The sequence below is a fragment of the Pseudomonas sp. Lz4W genome, from assembly GCF_000346225.2.
GTDB classification, from domain to species: domain Bacteria; phylum Pseudomonadota; class Gammaproteobacteria; order Pseudomonadales; family Pseudomonadaceae; genus Aquipseudomonas; species Aquipseudomonas paraversuta.
On the sequence record NZ_CP017432.1, the window covers coordinates 4,365,550 to 4,386,183 of the forward strand.

General features: G+C 57.1%; 20 protein-coding genes and 1 rRNA gene. 10 read left to right on the forward strand and 11 right to left on the reverse strand.

Features of this window, described 5'->3' with window-relative positions:
• Window positions 1-32: 32 nt before the first annotated feature.
• From B195_RS19920 to B195_RS19935, 3 genes are all read right to left on the reverse strand, one after another.
• Window positions 33-1,569 (reverse strand): 16S ribosomal RNA (locus B195_RS19920).
• Window positions 1,570-2,136: 567 nt separating this feature from the next.
• Window positions 2,137-3,630, reverse strand: coding sequence for a CoA-acylating methylmalonate-semialdehyde dehydrogenase (locus tag B195_RS19930; RefSeq protein WP_003439341.1), 1,494 nt, complete (start codon window positions 3,628-3,630; stop codon window positions 2,137-2,139).
• A gap of 84 nt (window positions 3,631-3,714) precedes the next feature.
• On the reverse strand, window positions 3,715-5,064 hold the full coding sequence (locus tag B195_RS19935; protein ID WP_003439338.1) for an aspartate aminotransferase family protein: 1,350 nt from the start codon (window positions 5,062-5,064) through the stop codon (window positions 3,715-3,717).
• 123 nt (window positions 5,065-5,187) lie between these two features.
• On the opposite strand from B195_RS19935, the gene B195_RS19940 reads away from it, so the two are divergent.
• The 4 genes from B195_RS19940 (at window position 5,188) to B195_RS19955 (ending at window position 8,590) form a co-directional block, all read left to right on the forward strand.
• Complete coding sequence (locus B195_RS19940; RefSeq protein ID WP_003439335.1) at window positions 5,188-6,108, forward strand: LysR family transcriptional regulator; 921 nt, start codon at window positions 5,188-5,190, stop codon at window positions 6,106-6,108.
• 47 nt (window positions 6,109-6,155) lie between these two features.
• Window positions 6,156-6,806: a TetR/AcrR family transcriptional regulator gene (locus tag B195_RS19945; RefSeq protein WP_003439332.1), complete on the forward strand. Its 651-nt coding sequence runs from the start codon at window positions 6,156-6,158 to the stop codon at window positions 6,804-6,806.
• Window positions 6,807-6,819: 13 nt separating this feature from the next.
• Complete coding sequence (locus B195_RS19950) at window positions 6,820-7,422, forward strand: YigZ family protein (protein WP_003439329.1); 603 nt, start codon at window positions 6,820-6,822, stop codon at window positions 7,420-7,422.
• Window positions 7,423-7,903: 481 nt separating this feature from the next.
• Window positions 7,904-8,590: an SDR family oxidoreductase gene (locus B195_RS19955; protein WP_003439327.1), complete on the forward strand. Its 687-nt coding sequence runs from the start codon at window positions 7,904-7,906 to the stop codon at window positions 8,588-8,590.
• 43 nt (window positions 8,591-8,633) lie between these two features.
• Here the strand turns inward: B195_RS19955 and B195_RS19960 are convergent, their stop codons facing one another.
• Window positions 8,634-9,719, reverse strand: coding sequence for a calcium:proton antiporter (locus B195_RS19960; RefSeq protein ID WP_003439324.1), 1,086 nt, complete (start codon window positions 9,717-9,719; stop codon window positions 8,634-8,636).
• A gap of 221 nt (window positions 9,720-9,940) precedes the next feature.
• Between B195_RS19960 and B195_RS19965 the strand changes: the two genes are divergently transcribed.
• The gene (locus B195_RS19965; RefSeq protein WP_003439321.1) at window positions 9,941-10,894 is read left to right on the forward strand and encodes an adenosine deaminase; all 954 of its coding nucleotides are present in this window, start codon (window positions 9,941-9,943) and stop codon (window positions 10,892-10,894) included.
• A 34-nt stretch (window positions 10,895-10,928) separates the two neighbouring features.
• Here B195_RS19965 and B195_RS19970 read toward each other — a convergent pair whose 3' ends face one another.
• Window positions 10,929-11,846 (reverse strand): LysR family transcriptional regulator, encoded by a 918-nt coding sequence (locus B195_RS19970; protein ID WP_003439319.1) that lies wholly within the window; start codon window positions 11,844-11,846, stop codon window positions 10,929-10,931.
• 123 nt (window positions 11,847-11,969) lie between these two features.
• On the opposite strand from B195_RS19970, the gene B195_RS19975 reads away from it, so the two are divergent.
• The gene (locus B195_RS19975; protein ID WP_003439317.1) at window positions 11,970-12,983 is read left to right on the forward strand and encodes a zinc-binding alcohol dehydrogenase family protein; all 1,014 of its coding nucleotides are present in this window, start codon (window positions 11,970-11,972) and stop codon (window positions 12,981-12,983) included.
• Between the two features lie 123 nt (window positions 12,984-13,106).
• Window positions 13,107-13,277, forward strand: a complete 171-nt coding sequence (locus tag B195_RS23015; RefSeq protein WP_003439315.1) for a hypothetical protein — start codon at window positions 13,107-13,109, stop codon at window positions 13,275-13,277.
• 1 nt (window position 13,278) lies between these two features.
• Here the strand turns inward: B195_RS23015 and B195_RS19980 are convergent, their stop codons facing one another.
• Window positions 13,279-14,475: a multidrug effflux MFS transporter gene (locus B195_RS19980; RefSeq protein ID WP_003439313.1), complete on the reverse strand. Its 1,197-nt coding sequence runs from the start codon at window positions 14,473-14,475 to the stop codon at window positions 13,279-13,281.
• Window positions 14,476-14,620: 145 nt separating this feature from the next.
• Window positions 14,621-14,821, reverse strand: a complete 201-nt coding sequence (locus B195_RS19985; RefSeq protein WP_003439311.1) for a heavy-metal-associated domain-containing protein — start codon at window positions 14,819-14,821, stop codon at window positions 14,621-14,623.
• Between the two features lie 145 nt (window positions 14,822-14,966).
• Here B195_RS19985 and B195_RS19990 point away from each other — a divergent pair, with 145 nt between their 5' ends.
• On the forward strand, window positions 14,967-15,347 hold the full coding sequence (locus B195_RS19990; RefSeq protein WP_003439309.1) for a hypothetical protein: 381 nt from the start codon (window positions 14,967-14,969) through the stop codon (window positions 15,345-15,347).
• 43 nt (window positions 15,348-15,390) lie between these two features.
• Window positions 15,391-15,795, forward strand: a complete 405-nt coding sequence (gene cueR / locus B195_RS19995; protein WP_003439306.1) for a Cu(I)-responsive transcriptional regulator — start codon at window positions 15,391-15,393, stop codon at window positions 15,793-15,795.
• Window positions 15,796-15,850: 55 nt separating this feature from the next.
• Here the strand turns inward: cueR and B195_RS20000 are convergent, their stop codons facing one another.
• The 3 genes from B195_RS20000 to B195_RS20010 are packed head-to-tail and all read right to left on the reverse strand — an operon-like array spanning window position 15,851 to window position 18,609.
• The gene (locus B195_RS20000) at window positions 15,851-16,654 is read right to left on the reverse strand and encodes a sulfite exporter TauE/SafE family protein (RefSeq protein WP_003439305.1); all 804 of its coding nucleotides are present in this window, start codon (window positions 16,652-16,654) and stop codon (window positions 15,851-15,853) included.
• Between the two features lie 8 nt (window positions 16,655-16,662).
• Window positions 16,663-18,228, reverse strand: a complete 1,566-nt coding sequence (locus tag B195_RS20005; protein WP_003439304.1) for a bifunctional protein tyrosine phosphatase family protein/NAD(P)/FAD-dependent oxidoreductase — start codon at window positions 18,226-18,228, stop codon at window positions 16,663-16,665.
• Between the two features lie 51 nt (window positions 18,229-18,279).
• Window positions 18,280-18,609 carry a metalloregulator ArsR/SmtB family transcription factor gene (locus B195_RS20010; RefSeq protein WP_003439303.1) on the reverse strand — a complete coding sequence of 110 codons (330 nt, stop codon included), beginning with the start codon at window positions 18,607-18,609 and terminating at the stop codon, window positions 18,280-18,282.
• Between the two features lie 92 nt (window positions 18,610-18,701).
• On the opposite strand from B195_RS20010, the gene B195_RS20015 reads away from it, so the two are divergent.
• Window positions 18,702-19,565: an MBL fold metallo-hydrolase gene (locus tag B195_RS20015; protein WP_003439302.1), complete on the forward strand. Its 864-nt coding sequence runs from the start codon at window positions 18,702-18,704 to the stop codon at window positions 19,563-19,565.
• 86 nt (window positions 19,566-19,651) lie between these two features.
• On the opposite strand, the gene B195_RS20020 is transcribed toward B195_RS20015, so the two are convergent.
• Entirely contained in the window at window positions 19,652-20,545 is an 894-nt protein-coding gene (locus B195_RS20020; RefSeq protein WP_003439301.1) for a PA4780 family RIO1-like protein kinase, read from the reverse strand.
• Window positions 20,546-20,634: the final 89 nt, after the last annotated feature.

The window sequence follows — 20,634 nt, forward strand, 5'->3', positions numbered from 1 at the left end:
TGGGAACTTATGGAGCAGCTGATGTCGTCGATTAAGGAGGTGATCCAGCCGCAGGTTCCCCTACGGCTACCTTGTTACGACTTCACCCCAGTCATGAATCACACCGTGGTAACCGTCCTCCCGAAGGTTAGACTAGCTACTTCTGGTGCAACCCACTCCCATGGTGTGACGGGCGGTGTGTACAAGGCCCGGGAACGTATTCACCGTGACATTCTGATTCACGATTACTAGCGATTCCGACTTCACGCAGTCGAGTTGCAGACTGCGATCCGGACTACGATCGGTTTTATGGGATTAGCTCCACCTCGCGGCTTGGCAACCCTTTGTACCGACCATTGTAGCACGTGTGTAGCCCAGGCCGTAAGGGCCATGATGACTTGACGTCATCCCCACCTTCCTCCGGTTTGTCACCGGCAGTCTCCTTAGAGTGCCCACCATTACGTGCTGGTAACTAAGGACAAGGGTTGCGCTCGTTACGGGACTTAACCCAACATCTCACGACACGAGCTGACGACAGCCATGCAGCACCTGTCTCAATGTTCCCGAAGGCACCAATCTATCTCTAGAAAGTTCATTGGATGTCAAGGCCTGGTAAGGTTCTTCGCGTTGCTTCGAATTAAACCACATGCTCCACCGCTTGTGCGGGCCCCCGTCAATTCATTTGAGTTTTAACCTTGCGGCCGTACTCCCCAGGCGGTCAACTTAATGCGTTAGCTGCGCCACTAAGAGTTCAAGACTCCCAACGGCTAGTTGACATCGTTTACGGCGTGGACTACCAGGGTATCTAATCCTGTTTGCTCCCCACGCTTTCGCACCTCAGTGTCAGTATCAGTCCAGGTAGTCGCCTTCGCCACTGGTGTTCCTTCCTATATCTACGCATTTCACCGCTACACAGGAAATTCCACTACCCTCTACCATACTCTAGCTTGCCAGTTTTGGATGCAGTTCCCAGGTTGAGCCCGGGGATTTCACATTCAACTTAACAAACCACCTACGCGCGCTTTACGCCCAGTAATTCCGATTAACGCTTGCACCCTCTGTATTACCGCGGCTGCTGGCACAGAGTTAGCCGGTGCTTATTCTGTCGGTAACGTCAAAGCACTAACGTATTAGGTTAATGCCCTTCCTCCCAACTTAAAGTGCTTTACAATCCGAAGACCTTCTTCACACACGCGGCATGGCTGGATCAGGCTTTCGCCCATTGTCCAATATTCCCCACTGCTGCCTCCCGTAGGAGTCTGGACCGTGTCTCAGTTCCAGTGTGACTGATCATCCTCTCAGACCAGTTACGGATCGTAGCCTTGGTGAGCCATTACCTCACCAACTAGCTAATCCGACCTAGGCTCATCTGATAGCGCAAGGCCCGAAGGTCCCCTGCTTTCTCCCGTAGGACGTATGCGGTATTAGCGTCCGTTTCCGAACGTTATCCCCCACTACCAGGCAGATTCCTAGGTATTACTCACCCGTCCGCCGCTCTCAAGAGGTGCAAGCACCTCTCTACCGCTCGACTTGCATGTGTTAGGCCTGCCGCCAGCGTTCAATCTGAGCCATGATCAAACTCTTCAGTTCAAACATCTTTGGGTTTTTTAGAAACCCTAAACTTGGCTCAGCAATCGGTTGTTACATCTTTGATTTCTCGCGGAGTAACTTGTGATGCTGATAATCTTGTTGACTATCAGTCTGACTCCACAAGCACCCACACGAATTGCTTGATTCAGTTGTTAAAGAGCGGTTGGTTAAGCTTTCGCTCAACCGAGGCGCGCATTCTACAGCAGCCTCTGTTGCTGTCAAGTGGTTATTTTCAGATGCTTTCAAAGTTTCCTTTGTAACATCAACCACTTGCGCTTTCGATCTCTCGTTAGCGGGAGGCGAATTCTACAGCGTTACACGCTGCTGTCAACACCTCATTTCCTGCTTCGATGACTTGAAGCTGACACTGCCGAAGAACCATCCAACTCATTGAAACTCAAGGAGTTTTTCGTTTCGACTGCGCCGGAAGTGGGCGAATTATAGGCCGTTGGAATTCTGGGTCAAGGACTAATTTCACATTAGTGTCATATTGCCTTTAATGCCCCCAAAAGCAGAGGCCAGCCTGGCGGCTGGCCTCTCTTCATCTATATAGCGCTTTCGCGAGTCTTACAGACTCGGAAATGCAAACTGCGATGCCTCATGGCTAGCGCGTTGCGGCCAGCGCTGGGTGATTGCCTTGCGGCGCGTGTAAAAGCGCACACCATCCGGCCCGTACGCATGCAGGTCGCCAAACAGCGAACGTTTCCAGCCGCCAAAGCTGTGGTAAGCCACCGGCACCGGCAGCGGAACGTTAACGCCCACCATCCCCACTTCAATCTCGTCGCAAAACAGACGCGCCGCTTCACCATCACGGGTGAAGATACACGTACCGTTGCCATATTCATGATCGTTGATCAGCTGCATTGCCGCTTCCAGGCTATTAACCCGCACGATGCAAAGTACCGGACCAAAAATCTCTTCTTTATAGATGCGCATCTCGGGTGTCACGCGGTCAAACAGGCAACCACCCAGGAAGAAGCCATCTTCGTGATCCTTGACACTTAACCCGCGCCCATCAACCACCAGCTCAGCACCTGCCGTCACACCGTCCTGGACATAGCCGCTGACCTTGTCACGGGCCTGACCGGAAACCAGTGGGCCCATATCCAGACCGCACGAAGTACCTGCGCCAATTTTCAACGCCTTGATTTGCGGAACCAACTTGGCCACCAGTGCATCGGCCACCTGATCGCCTACACACACTGCAACCGAAATCGCCATGCAACGCTCGCCGCACGAACCATAGGCAGCGCCCATCAAAGCATTGACCGCGTTATCCAGATCGGCATCCGGCATCAATACCGCATGGTTCTTGGCACCGCCCAAAGCCTGAACGCGCTTGCCGCGCTTAGTGCCTTCGGCATAGATGTATTCGGCAATCGGCGTCGACCCGACAAAACTCAAGGCCTTCACTTCTGGCGCTTCGATCAATGCATCCACAGCGGTCTTGTCACCATGGACCACGTTCATTACGCCTTTAGGCAAACCGGCTTCCTGCAACAACTGGGCAATCAACAGCGTCGAGCTCGGGTCACGCTCCGACGGCTTCAGAATGAAACAGTTACCGCACACAATGGCCAGCGGATACATCCACAGCGGCACCATGGCCGGGAAGTTGAAAGGCGTAATCCCCGCCACCACACCCAATGGCTGGAAGTCCGACCAGGCATCAATGTTCGGTCCTACGTTACGGCTGTATTCGCCCTTCAGGATTTCAGGAGCAGAGCAGGCGTACTCGACGTTCTCGATTCCACGCTTCAACTCACCGGCTGCGTCTTCCAGCGTCTTGCCATGCTCTTCACTGATCAACTGCGAGATGCGTGCTTCGTTCTGTTCCAGAAGTTGCTTGAAACGGAACATCACTTGAGCGCGTTTGGCCGCAGGCGTATTACGCCACACCGGGAATGCAGCTTTGGCGGCATCGATAGCTTGTTGAATAGTCTCGCGACTGGCCAGTGGCACCTGATGAATCACTTTACCGGTCGACGGGTTGTACACATCGGCAGTGCGGCCAGAATCACTTACCATCTCGCCATTGATCAAATGTTGAATCGTGCTCATTGGAGCTCCAAAAAGTTGTCCACAGGCGCGAACAGTGCGCGCCTGTCAAAATTCAAAAAGTCCCTTCTATATAGATAGAAGAAATCAGTCGATCTGATTCAGCGCTTCGCCGACCGCATCGAACAGGCGATCCAGTTCCTGCGGCTTGCTATTGAAAGTCGGCCCGAATTGCAGAGTGTCACCGCCGTAACGCACGTAGAAGCCGGCCTTCCACAACTTCATCGCGGCATCGAACGGGCGCACAATCGCATCGCCATCGCGCGGAGCAATCTGAATCGCACCGGCCAGGCCGTAGTTGCGAATATCGATGACGTTCTTCACGCCCTTCAGACCATGCAACGCATTCTCGAAATGCGGTGCAACTTGCGCCACGCTCTGCACCAGGTTTTCTTTTTGCAAAAGATCCAGGGCCGCCAGACCCGCAGCACACGCCACCGGATGAGCCGAATAGGTATACCCGTGCGGGAATTCAACCGCGTACTCAGGCGTCGGTTGATTCATGAAGGTGTGATAGATCTCGCTGGTAGCAATCACTGCGCCCATAGGGATCGCACCGTTAGTGACCTGCTTGGCAATACACATCAAGTCTGGCGTCACACCGAAGCTGTCGGCACCGAACATCGAGCCTGTGCGACCAAACCCGGTAATCACCTCATCAAAGACCAGCAGGATGTTGTGCTGATCACAGATTTCACGCAGACGCTTCAGATAACCCTGTGGCGGCACCAGCACACCGGCAGAGCCTGCCATCGGTTCCACAAACACGGCCGCGATGTTCGAAGCGTCATGCAGTTCGATCAACTTGAGCAGTTCATCAGCCAATGCAATCCCGCCCAACTCGGGCATACCGCGAGAGAACGCGTTGCTGGCCAGCAGTGTGTGCGGCAGATGATCAACATCCATCATCGCCTGACCAAACATCTTACGGTTGCCGTTCACACCGCCCAGACTGGTACCCGCGATGTTCACCCCGTGATAACCACGAGCACGACCAATCATCTTGGTTTTGCTCGACTGGCCTTTCAAGCGCCAGTAAGCGCGGACCATTTTCACTGCGGTATCCGCGCACTCCGAACCCGAGTCAGTGAAGAACACGTGATTCAGGTTGCCCGGCGTCAGCTCAGTGATCTTCTCGGCCAGCTGGAACGACAGTGGATGCCCGTACTGGAACGCCGGCGAGTAATCGAGGGTGCCCAACTGCTTTGAAACAGCTTCCTGAATTTCTTTGCGGGTATGCCCTGCGCCACAGGTCCATAGACCTGACAGTGAATCGTAAATTTGCCGACCCTTATCGTCCGTCAAATAGCTCCCTTTGGCCCCCACGATAAAACGCGGGTCACGATGGAAGTTACGGTTAGCGGTGTAAGGCATCCAGTGGGCATCCAGCTTGAGCTGGCTAGTCACTGTTATTTCGGCGTTTTCAGGCATGTTCATGGGCAAAACCTCGCAGAGCAGAAAGCGGCGTGGGATTGAAAGCGTTGTTGCAGCTAAATTGCCATGGCTATAAAGTCGGTGAAATCCAACTCTTCTAACCTTTAGTCAGGCCTCCACTAAACTATGAGCAGCCGTCGTCCCGATGCACTGGCCCAAGTCAGCGATTTTGATATTCGATTGCTGCGTATTTTCCGCAGCGTGGTGGAATGCGGCGGGTTCTCGGCGGCAGAAACGGTGCTCGGCATTGGCCGCTCGGCCATCAGTCAGCAGATGAGTGACCTGGAACAACGACTGGGTTTACGCCTGTGTCAGCGTGGGCGGGCGGGATTTTCTCTGACAGAAGAAGGCCGCGAGGTTTATCAGTCATCACTCCAGTTGCTGGGGGCACTCGAAAGTTTTCGTACCGAGGTCAACGGCCTGCATCACCACCTGCGTGGTGAACTGACGATTGGGCTAACCGACAACCTGGTCACCCTGCCCCACATGCGTATCACCCATGCCCTGTCCCAACTCAAAGAGCGCGGGCCCGATGTACAAATTCACATTCGAATGATCGCCCCCAATGAAGTAGAGCAAGGGGTTCTCGACGGCCGCTTGCATGTAGGCGTCGTACCCCAGGCCAGTGCGCTGTCGGGTCTTGAGTACCAACCGTTGTACAGCGAGCGCTCACTGCTCTATTGCGCTGTGGGCCACCCGTTGTTTTATGTCGATGATCGGCAACTGGCCGACCAGCGTCTCAACGAACAGGATGCCATTGCCCCGACTTTCCGCCTGCCTTCCGAGATCCAGGCGCACTACCAGGCACTTAATTGCACCGCCAGCGCGTCAGATCGCGAAGGCATGGCTTTTCTGATTCTGACCGGGCGCTACATCGGCTACCTGCCCGATCATTACGCCAGCCTGTGGGTGCAACAAGGCCGCCTGCGGGCCTTGAAAGCCAAAACCCGCTTTTATGACTTGAGTCTGGCCTCGGTCACACGTAAAGGTCGACGTCCGCACCTGGTGCTGGAAAGTTTCCTTGAGAGCCTGGAAGCGACGCGCTAACGTGAAACTGCAGCGAAAGCTCCCACAAAGATTGCTCTGGAAAACCTATGACCTTTGAAATCCCCGCCCACGATGGCAAGCCGGCTGGCCGTATTCGTCAAAAGAACGAAGAGGTCATTCTCAAGGCCGCAGAGGATGAATTTGCCCGTCATGGGTTCAAAGGCACCAGCATGAACACCATCGCACTCAAGGCCGGCCTGCCAAAAGCCAACCTGCACTACTACTTCACCAACAAGCTGGGGCTCTATATTGCGGTATTGAGCAATATCATCGAATTGTGGGACCGCACCTTCAATACCCTGACCGCCGCAGACGATCCGGCCCAGGCACTCAGCCGTTACATCCGCGCCAAGATGGAGTTCTCACGCCAACAGCCACAGGCCTCCCGTGTATTTGCAATGGAAATCATCAGCGGTGGCGCCTGTCTGACCGAATACTTCACCCAGGACTACCGCATTTGGTTCCAGGGCCGGGCGGCCGTGTTTCAAGCCTGGATAGATGCCGGAAAAATGGACCCGGTCGACCCGGTACACCTGATTTTCCTGTTATGGGGCAGCACCCAGCATTACGCCGACTTCGCGACCCAAATCTGCCGCGTATCGGGGCGCTCGCGTTTGACCAGGCAAGACATGCAAGACGCCAGCGACAACCTGATCCGTATCATCCTCAAAGGCTGCGGCCTGACGCCTACCGTCTAAGTCTGGAACCGACATGCCTTCGACCCTCCTGGGTCTTTGCGAATACCGCGAAGAAATCCGAAAAAGCCGCTTTATCACCCTCGCCGCGCCGATCACCAATGCTCAACAGGCACAGGACTTTATCGAGCAACATAGCGACCTGAATGCCTCGCACAATTGCTGGGCCTGGAAACACGGTGATCAATATCGCAGCAGTGACGACGGCGAACCCGGCGGCACCGCTGGCCGGCCGATACTGTCAGCTATCGAGGCCCAGGACTGCGATCAGGTCGTGGTACTGGTCATTCGCTGGTATGGCGGCATCCAGCTGGGAACCGGCGGGCTGGCACGGGCTTACGGCGGCGGCGCCAACAAATGCCTGCAGGGCGCAGAAAAGCTGAGGTTGATTAGCCGTGTTGCGCTGGACTGCTCGTGCAACTTCAGCGAACTGGCACTGATTAAACTGCGGGTGGCCGAATCAGGAGGTTTGCTGATCAATGAAACCTTCACCGCCAATGGCGTTGACCTGCAACTGGCACTGGCCGAAGAACAGATCGCCCCTCTACAGCAACAACTGGCCAGTATCAGTCGCGGCAGGATTTTGCTGCACCGGCGCGAACCCGGCACAGAGGAGTAAATACGCCATATCCTTCCCCCGGACTTGCCCACAGTCACTGTGCACCCAACTGTGGATAACCTGAGTACACAAGGCTGCAGCCCTTGTGTCACGGGCATTGCACAGGTTTGTACGTTTTTTGACCTGCTTTCTTCAAAACAAAGAAAATCTATTTAAAAACAGTCATTTAGACAAGGTTATCGCGGTTAGAACAAAGCAGCCCGGTGCTTATACCCCTCAACCGAAGTTGCACACAGTTACTGTGGAACAACCTGTGGATAACCCGTGCAAATACCCCGCGAATTCAATCTGCGTAACGCCTGCTTATCTTTGTACGTTTTTTAACCAAATCGACATTTAAACAACCATAGCCTGACGCGCCCTGAAACTCTCTCCTACCTGAACAAAGGAACAGGCCCACACCTCAAAGCTGGGCACTCGCACAGCGATGGAGTAAAAACCTTTACGGTGAATTCCCTTTAGCTCTAGAAGGACGCTACTCATGACAGCAAAACATGCACTGATTATCGGAGCTTCACGCGGATTGGGACTGGGCCTGGTCAAAGAGTTACTCAAGGACGGCTGGCAAGTCACCGCGACTGTCCGCGACCCCAATAAAGCCGACGCCTTGAAATCACTGGGCCAAGTGAGCATTGAGCAACTGGACATCGACAACCACCAGGCCATCAAGGCATTGAGCAACAGGTTGAACAACCAGGTCTTCGACCTGCTGTTCATCAATGCCGGCATCAAAGGCCCGGATGATCAATGGTCGGGCAACGCAACCCTGGCTGAGGTTGGCCAGTTGTTTTATACCAACAGCGTGGCGCCAATTAATCTGGCGAAAGCGTTTGTCAGTAAAGTCCGAAAAGACAGCGGCGTACTGGCCTTCATGAGTTCGGTGCTGGGCAGCATCACTGTGCCGGACGCGCCTGAAATGGCGCTCTATAAAGCCAGCAAGGCTGCACTCAACTCCATGACCACGACCTTTGTGCATCAGGAACTGGGGGACAACAATCCCACCGTGCTCTCCATGCATCCGGGCTGGGTAAAAACCGACATGGGCGGCGAAGGTGCCGAGATCGATGTCGAAACCAGCACCCGGGGCCTCGTTGAACAAGTCAAAGCCTACGCAGGTAAAGGCGGCCATCACTTTATCGACTACAAAGGCCAGACAATTCCCTGGTAAGCAACCGCTGAGCCCGCTCCCGACGGACCGGGCTCAGCTGTGGTTAAAGTCCCAGCAACGACAACATGATAAAAGTCGCAAACAGCACGAAATGGGTCATGCCCTCGATGGCATTGGTTTCACCGTCATTGAGGTTGATGGCACAGACCACCAGGGTAATCAGCACCATCACTGTCTGCACCGGGGTCATGGCCATCTGAAACGGCTGCCCGGTATACAGTGCCATTGCCTCCATCACCGGCACCGTCAGAATCACCGTGGACAATGAAGCGCCCAACGCCACGTTAACCACCGATTGCATGCGATTGGCCAATGCGGCACGCAGGGCCGTGAGGATTTCCGGCGCGGCCGAAATTGCGGCCACCACAATGGCCGTGATCACCGGCGGTGCGCCCGTGCCCTCAAGACCAAGGTCCAGGGTTTTGGACATCACCTCTGCCAGCGCACCAATCACAATAACCCCCAGTGCCAGCACGGTTACCGACAGTTTGAGGTTCGCCGGCTCTTCTTTGTGCTCACCCTTGCGGCGTTTCTTGTCCGGGTAGCTGTAACTGAAGAAGTAACTGTGCGGCCCGACCTGCATCCGCAAAAACAGGGTGTAGAGCAATACCATCGCGCCGATGGTGAAGGCCGAGTAAATTTTCCAGTCAGCCTCGGGGATAAACTCCGGCACCACCATGGACACCCCCATGGCAGTAAGAATCATCACCGTGTAGGTGCGGGCCGAATCATCGTTGTAGGACTGCTCGCCATGTTTGATCCCGCCCATCAGTGCCGCCAGGCCGAGAATGCCATTGATGTCGAGCATGACCGCAGAGTAAATCGTGTCCCGTACCAGGGTCGGTGATGCTTCGTTGCTCATCATGATGGCCAGGATCACCACCTCGACCAAAACGGCGGACAAGGTAAGGATCATAGTGCCATAGGGATCGCCGACTTTTTCTGCCAGTACCTCGGCGTGATGGGCCACGCGCATCGAGGCACACACAATCGCCGCCACAAGCACAACCCCTGCTGCCAGGGCGGTAATCTGGCCGTTGCTCAGTAGCCAATGCTCCAGCGGGTAAGCCAGCGCCACCATCACGATCGCCAGCAACAGCAGTTTTTCGTCTTTCAATAGAGTCAGCATCGCGGGCCTTTTGCCAGTAAACAAACACAGGTTGATGGGTTACAGACTTCCACAACTTGCTAACGTTTCGTTACATGTTAGTTCACAGGCCCGCCCGTCCAGGGCTCTGTCACCCCTGGCAACCGTAGGCTGCGACAAATAGCTTGGTCGGGTTTTACCAAATGTGTAGCAGCACGCCTGTAGAATGCTGGGATCTGCACCTGATTTAATGAGAATTTTTTATGTACGACTGGCTCAACGCCCTGCCAAAAGCTGAACTGCACATGCATCTTGAGGGATCCCTGGAACCCGAACTGCTGTTCGCTCTGGCTGAGCGCAACAAGATTGCCTTGCCCTGGAACGACGTTGAAACCTTGCGCAAAGCGTATGCCTTCAACAACCTGCAAGAGTTCCTCGACCTGTATTACAAGGGTGCAGACGTATTGCGTACGTCCCAGGATTTCTACGACCTGACCTGGGCCTACCTGCTGCGTTGCAAGGCGCAGAATGTGATTCACACTGAACCCTTCTTCGACCCGCAAACCCACACTGACCGCGGGATTCCCTTCGAAGTGGTGCTCAACGGCATCGCCAGCGCACTCAAGGACGGCGAGCAGCAACTGGGTATCACCAGCGGTCTGATCCTGAGTTTTCTGCGTCACTTGAGTGAAGAAGAAGCGGAAAAAACCCTCGACCAGGCACTGCCATTTCGCGAAGCATTTGTCGCCGTTGGCCTCGACAGCTCAGAAATGGGCCACCCGCCGAGCAAGTTCCAGCGCGTCTTCGATCGCGCCCGTCACGAAGGCTTTCTCACCGTCGCCCACGCCGGCGAAGAGGGCCCGCCGGAGTACATCTGGGAGGCGCTCGATCTGCTCAAAATCCAGCGCATCGACCACGGTGTACGGGCGATTGAAGACGAGCGTCTGATGCAGCGCATTATCGACGAGCAAATCCCGCTGACCGTGTGCCCGCTCTCGAATACCAAACTCTGCGTGTTTGATCACATGTCGCAGCACAACATTCTCGACATGCTCGAGCGCGGCGTGAAGGTGACCGTCAATTCCGATGACCCGGCCTATTTCGGTGGTTACATGACCGAAAACTTCCACGCCCTATACACCGACCTGGGCATGACCCAGGATCAGGCCAAGCGTCTGGCGCAAAACAGCCTGGATGCACGCTTGATCAAGCCGTAAACCTGTTGTGGGAGCTGGCTGCCGGCTCCCACAGTCAGCCTTGACGGCCTCGGTCGCGGGCCAACCCCGCGCACCGCTCAACCAGCATGTCGTGTAATAACCTCACCGGCTTGCTCAGTTGCGCACGATGGCCGCACAGCAGGTTCAACGGCGCCCGCTCACAGGTCAGCTCGGGCAACAGCACCTTGAGCCGGCCCGAAGTCACATCCCCCGCTACATCCAGCCAGGACTTGTAGGCAATCCCGGCCCCGGCCAACGCCCACAAGCGCACCACATCGGCATCGTCACTGAACCGGTCGCCACTGACCGTCAGCCCAAGCTCACGCTTGCCATCATTGAATTGCCAATAGTCGTGGACTCGCGTGCCGAGCATGTACAGCAGGCAATTGTGTTGCAACAGCTGTTCGAGCTGACGCGGCTCGCCCTTGCGCACCAGGTAGTCAGGGGACGCACACAGCACCCGGCGATTGTCTGCCGCCACCGGCAAGGCCACCAGGCTGGAGTCTTCAGGCTCACCGTAGCGCAAGGCGATATCTACCGGCTGACGGAACAGGTCGGCAATTCGGTCCCCCAGCAACAAACGCACCGTGAGCTTCGGGTGCTCACGCTGAAACTGATCCAGCCAGGGCAGCAGTAAATTACGCCCGAAGTCCGAGGGGGCCGACAGCTGCAGCACCCCACTGACCTGATCTTGCCCACGAGCCAGCAAGCGCCGTCCTTCATCCAGACTGCTTAATGCCGTACGCGCATATTCGAGAAAACCTTCACCTTCTGCAGTCAACCGCAAACTCCGGGTGGAGCGGGCCAGCAGCCGGGTATTCAGCTGCGCCTCGATGCGCTTGAGCGCCGCACTGGCCACCGCCGGCGACATGTCCATTACCCGTGCTGCTGCCGACAAACTGCCCAGGTCTGCGGCGCGAACAAACAGTTGCAGGTCATCGAAACGCAGCATTGAAAACACACCCGGGAATTATCAATAAAATATTGAAAGAGACTGCTGTTTTAGCCGGTTTTATCATTCCACGAAATAGCTAATCATGGTTCTACTTTCTTAATCTCCTTCAGGACTTGTCCCATGAAAGCTATCGCCTATTACCAGTCGCTACCGATTCAAGACCCCCAAGCCCTGCAAGACATCGAACTGCCAGAGCCGATTGCCGGCCCCCGCGACCTGCTGGTTGAAGTAAAAGCCATTTCCGTGAACCCGGTGGACACCAAAGTCCGGCAGAACGTACAACCGCAAGACGGCGAAGCCAAAGTGCTGGGATGGGACGTCGCCGGTGTGGTCAAGGCGGTTGGCAGTGAGGCGAGCCTGTTCAAGGTTGGCGACAAGGTGTTCTATGCAGGCTCCATCGCCCGCGCCGGCGCCAACAGCGAACGTCATGTGGTGGATGAGCGGATCGTCGGTCACATGCCCAAGAGCCTCGGTTTCGCCGAAGCCGCGGCGCTGCCACTGACCGCAATCACCGCCTGGGAACTGTTGTTTGAACGGCTTGGCATTAATGAGGGCAAGGTCGACCAGCAACAGAGCCTGTTGATTGTCGGCGCGGCCGGAGGCGTCGGCTCGATCCTGACTCAACTGGCCAGCCAGCTCACGGCACTCAAGGTAATTGGCAGCGCATCGCGCCCCGAGACCCAAGCCTGGGTACGGGAGTTGGGCGCGGACCTCATTGTCGATCACCGTCAGCCCCTGAGCGAAGCGCTCAAACACCAGGGCATCAACAGCGTTACCCACGTCGCCAGCCTGACCCAGACCGATCAGCACCTGGATCAACTGGTCGAAGCACTGGCTCCCCAGGGCAAACTGGCCCTGATCGACGACCCCAAGGCCCTCGACATTACCAAGCTCAAGCGCAAGAGCCTGTCGCTGCACTGGGAGTTCATGTACACCCGTTCGCTGTTCGAAACGCCGGACATGATCGAGCAACATCATCTGCTCAACCGGGTGGCCGAACTGATCGATGCCGGCACTTTGCGCACCACCGTTGGCGAGCACTTCGGCACCATCAACGCGGCCAACCTGCGCCGCGCCCATACGCTGCTGGAAAGCGGCAAGTCCAAAGGCAAGATTGTGCTAGAAGGGTTCTGATCTGGCATGACGCGAGGCTGAAAGCGCCAGTTTCAACCGTCAGTCAGAGACTTGATCCCTGACATATTTCACCGGCGATTCAGTAATACACTGGCCTCCTTTGCGAACCAAGGGAGGCCAGTAATGAAAATCCTGATAAAAGCGTTAGCAAGATCCCGTGACTGCCAATGGCAGGTTCAACTCGACCAGCAAGCCGTCAATTTTCGCAGCGAGGCCGAGGCTCGCGCCTTTGTGGACAAGCTGCAGTCCCGCCTGCAAGCCCCGCATGTACTGCCCGCACCTTTGGCGGGCTGATTCAGACCGGCTCTTGAGCGGCGATCCGGGCGCTATAGACACGCCGGGTCGCCATCCCGATAGCCACCGCCAGTACCCCGCACAAGGTGATCACCATCGCCATTGGCAGCGCCGTGCCGTCGTGCAACACGCCGACCAATGAAGCTGCAGCTGCGGCCACACTGAACTGCAAACAGCCGAGCATGGCCGAAGCACTGCCGGCCCGCGCGCCTTGCCCGCTCATGGCGCAGGCAGAAGCGTTGGGGATGATGCAGCCCAGGCTGGCAATACAGATAAACAACGGGATCAGCAACGGCCACAGCTGTTCTGTGTGCAAGGCACTAATGCCCAGCAACACCAGACCGGCCGCCAGATAAACCCACACCGTACGCGCCAGCAAAAAGGCCGGCCCGCGTCTGGCCAGCAACCGGGCATTGACCTGCGCCACCAAAATAAAGCCCGCGGCATTGCTGCCAAACAGCCAGCCGTAATGCTCTGCCGGTACGCCGTAGAGTTTGATAAATACGAAAGGTGAACCCGCAATGTAGGCAAACATCCCGGCCATCGCGATCCCGCCGGTGAGTGCATGCCCCAGGAATTCACGGTCCTTGAGCAGGCGGCCATATTGACGCAAGGCCCCCGACAAAGGCTGGCGCGGCACATTGGCGGGCAGGCTTTCCGGCAGACCCAGCGCCACGGCCACGGCCGCCAGAGCACTGAACACCGTCAACACGATAAAGATCGACTGCCAGCCATGCAGATTGACCAGCAGACCACCGAGCATCGGCGCCAGAATCGGTGCCAGCCCCATTACCAGCATCAGTTGCGAAAACACCTTGGCCGAACCTACCGCGTCGCATTTATCACTGACAATCGCCCGCGATAGCACCATGCCCGCGCAACCGCCCAGCGCCTGAACGAATCGGGCACCAATCAACCATTCCAGGGTGGGGGCAAATGCACAGGCCAGGGAGGCCGCAGTGAACAGGCCGACACCCACCAGCAGCGGAATGCGTCGACCAAAACGGTCTGCGATCGGCCCATAGGCCAGCTGGCCGATGGACAAGCCCAGGAAGTAAACCGCCAGCGTTAGCTGGATATGTTGTTCATCTGTTGCAAAAGCCTGTGCCATCGCCGGGAAGCCCGGCAGATAGAAGTCGATTGCCAAAGGACCGAAGGCGCTCAGGGCGCCTAAAATCAGGATTGTTCTAAAGTTCATCAGGTATCCAAATCGAGCTGCGGTTGGCGCAGCCCGATAGTCTAGCTGTGGTTACAGAACTTGAACATAACGATAGCCAGCTAGCTAATAAACTAGACTGACCCAAGCGTTGCAGGCGCCACTGCGCGCCAGCAGAGGGCCTGCATTAATGGGCGGTACGCGCCTCGAATCCGGCATTGGTAATGGCGTCGATGATTTCCAGTGACGGCAGCACGCTCTCGACTTTTACGGTCTTGGTCTCCAGATCGACCTCAACTTTCGAATTCGGATCGATCCGCTGAATGGCGTTGGTTACCCCACGCACACAGCCACCACAGGTCATTCCGTCTACTTTGAATGTTTGCAAGATAATTGCTCCTTGGTTTGAGAGGCCTGCAGCTTTCACCTTCCCACCATGGCAAGGTCAAGCCCCGTGTTGCTATCGCGCGCTGGCAATCTGTCCCCCGCTCGGCCAAGCTGCAGCCATGGGATTTAACACAGGATACTTAGCCATGCGCTGGTCCGCTTTGAGCCTAGTCAGCCTTTTGGGTCTTGTCAGTGTGCCGCTATGGGCACATGCCGATCAGGACTACGGGGTTTTGATCATCTCCCGTGAGCGCCTTGAAGTACCGACCAGCTGCGAAGTCGGGGTGTATATAGATGACCAGTTGGCAGGGCGTTTGTTTCAGGAACAAACCCTGGCGTTCAATCTGCCGCCAGCCACTGTGGGTATCCGCCTCAAGCTTTTACCGGGCCAGGCGCCGGGCTGCTTGCCGGGCATGCTGGTACCGCCGGCCCAGCAATTCTCTTTAAAAGCCGGGGATGTGCGCAAATACCGCATCGCCCTGGGCAAGGACGGCATGTACCTCAAGCCCGCCAGGCTGGAATACTGATTGCGGTGCACACCCGGGAATCTTGAGTAATGAGGCGAGCGTCATGAATATCGGCCAGGCCGCAAGGCACAGTGGCTTGAGTGCCAAGATGATTCGTTATTACGAGTCCATCGGGCTGCTCAAACCCGCGAACCGCAGCGATAGCGGATACCGTCTTTACAGCGACGATGACCTGCACACACTGGCGTTTATCAAACGCTCCCGTGATCTGGGCTTTTCACTGGATGAGGTCGGCAAACTGCTGGCCCTCTGGCAAGACCGCCAGCGCGCCAGCGGCGATGTTAAAGCCCTGGCCCGTCAGCACATTGATGAGTTGAATCAAAAAATCCGCGAGCTGACCAGCCTGCGCGACACCTTGCATGAGCTGGTCGAAAGCTGCCAGGGTGACCACCGCCCAGACTGCCCGATCCTCAAGGATCTGGAGTCGGGCGCCTGTTGTACTCACTGAAAACACGCCGCTGTTGCTCCCGTCGCCAGTAATCCGGGCACCGAGATAGTACGGCTCAAAACACTGTCATCAGCACTTTGCCGATCATCATGACGCTGACCAGCGCGCAGAGCACTGCAAACCCTTGCTGCATCAGGCGCTCGGAGACCTTCGGCGCAATCATCCGTCCGGCGATCATCCCGCCAAGGGTCGCACCGATAAACAGCGCCGCATCCCCCGAAAGACTGAAGCCCTGATACAACAGATGCCCCACAGTGCCCAGCGACACCAGCGCCACGACCATCAGCGACGTAGCAACAATGCCGTGCATAGGGACATCACTGAATTTCCGGAAGGCCGGGACAATCAAAAAACCGCCGCCTACCCCCAGCAATCCGGTGAGCCAGCCCGACACCGCACCAATGGCGGCCAGGGTGGTGGAGCACTTTACATCCCACTCCAGTCGCCCGGTGGAAGGGTTCACCCGACAGTTCTTGTGAGGCGCAGCCTCAGCCACGTGGGCGCAATCCGTTCTGGCCTGCATGAACATGCGCCCACTGACGAATACCATTACACAACCAAACATCGCCATCAGCGCGGTGCCCGGCAACAGCTTGGCCAGGTGCAGTCCGAACGGGGACGCCAGCCAGCCGGCACTTGCCATCAGCCCGGCCGCCTTGTAACGCACCAGCCCCTTGCGCAGACCGTCCAGCGCGCCCACTGCCGCCGCAATACCCACGGCCAGCAGCGCCACCGGAGTCGCCTCGAGCAGAGACCAGCCCAGGCCCAGCGTCAACGCCGGGATGGCCAGAATCCCCCCGCCTGCTCCCGTCAGCCCGAGCAACAAGCCCACCAGCACACCCAACACGATGATCAACATAATCTGGCTCAGTCCGCCTTGCAGTCAGTGAACCACTCGCGCCCCTTGAGCATGCCGTTCCAGTAGAACCAGGGGAGCAAGGTTGCCTTCAGCAACCAGGCCGACTTGCGGGCAACCGTCGGGTCCAGCGGGAACGTCGGCAGCAGTTTGCCGCCATAACCGAACTCGGCCAGAATCACTTTGCCTTTTTCCACCGTCAGCGGGCAGGAACCGTAGCCATCGTAGCGCTTGGGCAAGACGGCCCCATTGCGCAAGGCGATCAGGTTGTCAGCCACTACCACCACCTGTTTGCGGGCTGCTGCGGCAGTCTTGGCATTGGATGTGCCGCACACATCGCCCAGGGCGAATATGTCTGGATAACGCGGATGCTGCAGGGTCGCCGGGTCGGTCTCAAACCAGCCGGCTTTATCCGCCAGCTCACTGCGCCGGATAACATCGGGGGCCTGTTGCGGTGGCACCACATGCAGCATGTCGAACTTCTTCTCGACCCGCGTCACGTTGCCGTCTGCGCCCGTCACATCAAACCAGGCGGTCCTGTTCGGGCCATCGACCTTGACCAGATTGGACTGAAAGGCCAATTGGGCGTTGTAGGCTTCAACGTATTTCATCAGCGCCGGGACAAACGCCGGGACGCCGAACAGCGCTGCTCCCGCCAGATTGAATTGCACCTCGATCGAATCCAGCACCCCCTGTTTACGCCAATGATCACAGGACAGGTACATGGCTTTTTGCGGAGCACCGGCACACTTGATCGGCATGCCCGGCTGGGTAAACAGCGCTTTGCCGCCACGCAGGGTGCGCACCAGTTCCCAGGTGTAAGGCGCCAGATCGTGGCGATAATTGGAGGTGACCGCGTTTTTGCCCAAAGTCTCTTCCAGGCCCTCGATGTTCTCCCAGGCCAACTGCAACCCGGGGCACACGATCAATTGCTGATAGCCAAGCTCGGAGCCATCACTGAGCAACACCACCTTGCGTTGCGGGGCAAAAGCGCTCAGTGACGCTTTAATCCATACAACCTGTTTGGGCATCACTGTCGCGGTGGGGCGAACCGTGTCCTTGACCTCGTAGGCACCGCCGCCGACCAGTGTCCACGCAGGCTGATAATAGTGCTCGGTATTGGGCTCGATCACCGCGATGCGCAGGGACGAGTCGCGCTTCAACAGGCTTGCCGACACCGAGATGCCCGCCGAGCCACCGCCGACCACAACCACGTCGTACTGCTTGATTTCCGGGGTACCCAGAGTGGCCGCTTGATAGAGCTTCGAAGAGCGGTTACCGGTGCGACAGTAGGCCAGAACAGGGGTTGCCAGTTCGCCAAGCAGATGCTGCAACTGCTGCGCTTGCTCCGGTGTTGCGCCAGTGGTCTGTACCGGCAGGTAAACAAAGCTCAGGCCCAGGGCTTCGGCGGCTTGCTGCATCGAAGTGTGCCCGGGTTGTTCTGGCCCGCCTTCATGATCCGGCCGGTTGCAGATCACACTGCGAAACCCCAGCTCGGCTAAAGTATGGAGATCAGACTGCTCGATCTGACCCGTCACAGAAAATGACTCGTCGATTCGCTTGATGCTTTGCTCCATTGAGCACTCCAGGCACAACAAAAATGAATGGAATAGGCAGGTGAGTAACCGTCACTTTTTAAGCGCTTGCCCACAGTACAAGCCTGACAGGGTTTGCATCACCGAGACCACTTCGAAGCTGGCGAGCGAGTAGAAAATATACTTCCCCATGCGACGGGTATTGACCATGCCTTCATCACGCAACACCCCGAGTTGTTGCGACAGCGTTGGCTGCCTGATGCCCGTCAGCGCCTCAAGCTCGCCGACATTGCGTTCGCCCTGGGTCAATTGGCAAAGCAGCAGCAGCCGGTCTTCGTTGGCCAGGGCTTTGAGTAGCGTGCAGGCTTTGGACGCAGAGTCGCGCAGAAGTCCGATTTCTTCGCTGGTTAGCTGAGCAGACATGGAAAGCTCCGGGACGTGATGATCGACAGTCTACGACCCGATAATATATGTTTCAATATATTGAGTATTTACTGATCCATGGGAGGACCTTCATGCACACCGAAATTCAAGGTTTCTTCGACGCCGTAACGTCGACCGTGAGCTACGTGGTCTATGAGGCTGACGGTGGCGAGTGCGCAATCATTGACCCGGTACTCGACTACGATGCCGCTGCCGGGCGTATCAGCACGACAGGCGCCGACACGATCGCCGCCTTCGTCCAGGCCCATGACCTGAAGGTGCAGTGGTTGCTGGAGACTCACGCCCATGCCGATCATCTGTCTGCCAGCGCCTACCTCAAGCGTACCCTGGGAGGCCGGATCGGCATCGGCGCGCCGATCACCCAGGTCCAGAGTGTGTTCCGTGACATCTACAACCTTGAGCCGGCATTCAAACTGGACGGTTCGCAGTTCGACCATTTGTTCCAGCCAGATGAGGAGTTCCGCATTGGCCGCCTGCACGTACGGGCACTGCACGTGCCGGGGCACACCCCGGCCGACATGGCCTATCAGGTAGAACACAGCAACCTGTTTGTGGGCGACACCCTGTTCATGCCCGACGTCGGCACCGCCCGCTGCGACTTCCCCGGGGGCGATGCGCAACAGTTGTATCAATCGATCAGGCGGTTGCTGGCCCTGGCGCCAGAGACCCGACTATTCATGTGTCATGACTACCCGCCGGCAGGACGCGAAGCCACATGGTCAACCACCGTCGGCGAACAGCGCGCCAGCAATATCCATGTCAACGACAGCGTTGATCTGGCGGGTTTCGTCGACATGCGCACCGCACGCGACGCCACGCTCGGGGTTCCGGCACTCTTGATTCCGGCCATTCAGATCAACATTCGGGCCGGTAACCTGCCGCCCGCCGATGACAGCGGTTTGTGCAGTCTGAAGATTCCCCTGAACCGGTTTTAAACCAGCCCGCCCCCTCATCCGCTCCGGCAGGGTTTGGGCCGCGCCCATAAAAAATCCGGCCTGGGCCGGATTTTTTATTCATCGAATTACTGCATCCAGGGTGGAGGCGGCTCTTCGGCTTTGCTCGGTGGCGCATCGTCCGCAGCACGTACGGCCTGACGGAACGCTTCGTCCAGACGCGCAGCTTCAATCTCGCGCATCACACCGCCAACATCGGCCAGCTCGTCCGGCTCGTCAAACTCACCGGTCAGCACGCTGCCCGGGTGCAACGTAGCCGCTTCGTAAAGCGCCCACATTTCCTTGGCGTACTTGGTGGTCTTGAGCTCCGGGGCAAAACGTCCGAAGTAGGAAGCCATGTTGCCCACGTCACGCTCCAGCATGCTGAACGCGTGGTTGTTGCCCGCAGCATCGACCGCTTGCGGCAGGTCGATGATCACCGGCCCGGTAGGCGTCAGCAATACGTTGAATTCGGACAAGTCACCGTGGACCAGACCGGTGCACAACATCAGCACTATCTGTTGAATCAGAAACCCGTGGAACTCGCGGGCCTGATCCGGCTCCAGCACCACGTCATTCAGACGCGGCGCAGCATCACCGTACTCATCGGCCACCAGCTCCATCAACAGCACGCCTTCCAGGAAGTCGTACGGCTTGGGAACCCGGACTCCGGCACCCGCCAAACGGAACAGTGCTGCCACTTCGGCATTCTGCCAGGCATCTTCGGTTTCTTTACGACCGAACTTCGAGCCCTTGGCCATCGCTCGGGCCTGACGGCTGTTGCGAACCTTGCGACCCTCCTGATATTCGGCGGCCTGGCGAAAACTACGTTTGTTAGCCTCCTTATAAACCTTGGCGCATCGCAGCTCATTGCCGCAGCGGACTACGTACACAGCTGCTTCTTTGCCACTCATGAGTGGGCGCAGCACCTCGTCGATCAGACCGTCTTCGATCAGGGGTTCTAAGCGTTTTGGAGTCTTCATCAGCTTTTATTGTGGGTCCTTTATTACCAAACACGCGAATGTCACTCGTTATACGGCAATCCACTCACCACGGGGAGAGGGGGGCCGTG

Excerpts from the sequence above, each read along its gene's own strand:
- B195_RS19930 (WP_003439341.1), bottom strand. The coding sequence starts at position 3,630 with ATGAGCACGATTCAACATTTGATCAATGGCGAGATGGTAAGTGATTCT.
- B195_RS19935 (WP_003439338.1), bottom strand. The coding sequence starts at position 5,064 with ATGAACATGCCTGAAAACGCCGAAATAACAGTGACTAGCCAGCTCAAG.
- B195_RS19940 (WP_003439335.1), top strand. The coding sequence starts at position 5,188 with ATGAGCAGCCGTCGTCCCGATGCACTGGCCCAAGTCAGCGATTTTGAT.
- B195_RS19945 (WP_003439332.1), top strand. The coding sequence starts at position 6,156 with ATGACCTTTGAAATCCCCGCCCACGATGGCAAGCCGGCTGGCCGTATT.
- B195_RS19950 (WP_003439329.1), top strand. The coding sequence starts at position 6,820 with ATGCCTTCGACCCTCCTGGGTCTTTGCGAATACCGCGAAGAAATCCGA.
- B195_RS19955 (WP_003439327.1), top strand. The coding sequence starts at position 7,904 with ATGACAGCAAAACATGCACTGATTATCGGAGCTTCACGCGGATTGGGA.
- B195_RS19960 (WP_003439324.1), bottom strand. The coding sequence starts at position 9,719 with ATGCTGACTCTATTGAAAGACGAAAAACTGCTGTTGCTGGCGATCGTG.
- B195_RS19965 (WP_003439321.1), top strand. The coding sequence starts at position 9,941 with ATGTACGACTGGCTCAACGCCCTGCCAAAAGCTGAACTGCACATGCAT.
- B195_RS19970 (WP_003439319.1), bottom strand. The coding sequence starts at position 11,846 with ATGCTGCGTTTCGATGACCTGCAACTGTTTGTTCGCGCCGCAGACCTG.
- B195_RS19975 (WP_003439317.1), top strand. The coding sequence starts at position 11,970 with ATGAAAGCTATCGCCTATTACCAGTCGCTACCGATTCAAGACCCCCAA.
- B195_RS23015 (WP_003439315.1), top strand. The coding sequence starts at position 13,107 with ATGAAAATCCTGATAAAAGCGTTAGCAAGATCCCGTGACTGCCAATGG.
- B195_RS19980 (WP_003439313.1), bottom strand. The coding sequence starts at position 14,475 with ATGAACTTTAGAACAATCCTGATTTTAGGCGCCCTGAGCGCCTTCGGT.
- B195_RS19990 (WP_003439309.1), top strand. The coding sequence starts at position 14,967 with ATGCGCTGGTCCGCTTTGAGCCTAGTCAGCCTTTTGGGTCTTGTCAGT.
- cueR (WP_003439306.1), top strand. The coding sequence starts at position 15,391 with ATGAATATCGGCCAGGCCGCAAGGCACAGTGGCTTGAGTGCCAAGATG.
- B195_RS20000 (WP_003439305.1), bottom strand. The coding sequence starts at position 16,654 with ATGTTGATCATCGTGTTGGGTGTGCTGGTGGGCTTGTTGCTCGGGCTG.
- B195_RS20005 (WP_003439304.1), bottom strand. The coding sequence starts at position 18,228 with ATGGAGCAAAGCATCAAGCGAATCGACGAGTCATTTTCTGTGACGGGT.
- B195_RS20010 (WP_003439303.1), bottom strand. The coding sequence starts at position 18,609 with ATGTCTGCTCAGCTAACCAGCGAAGAAATCGGACTTCTGCGCGACTCT.
- B195_RS20015 (WP_003439302.1), top strand. The coding sequence starts at position 18,702 with ATGCACACCGAAATTCAAGGTTTCTTCGACGCCGTAACGTCGACCGTG.
- B195_RS20020 (WP_003439301.1), bottom strand. The coding sequence starts at position 20,545 with ATGAAGACTCCAAAACGCTTAGAACCCCTGATCGAAGACGGTCTGATC.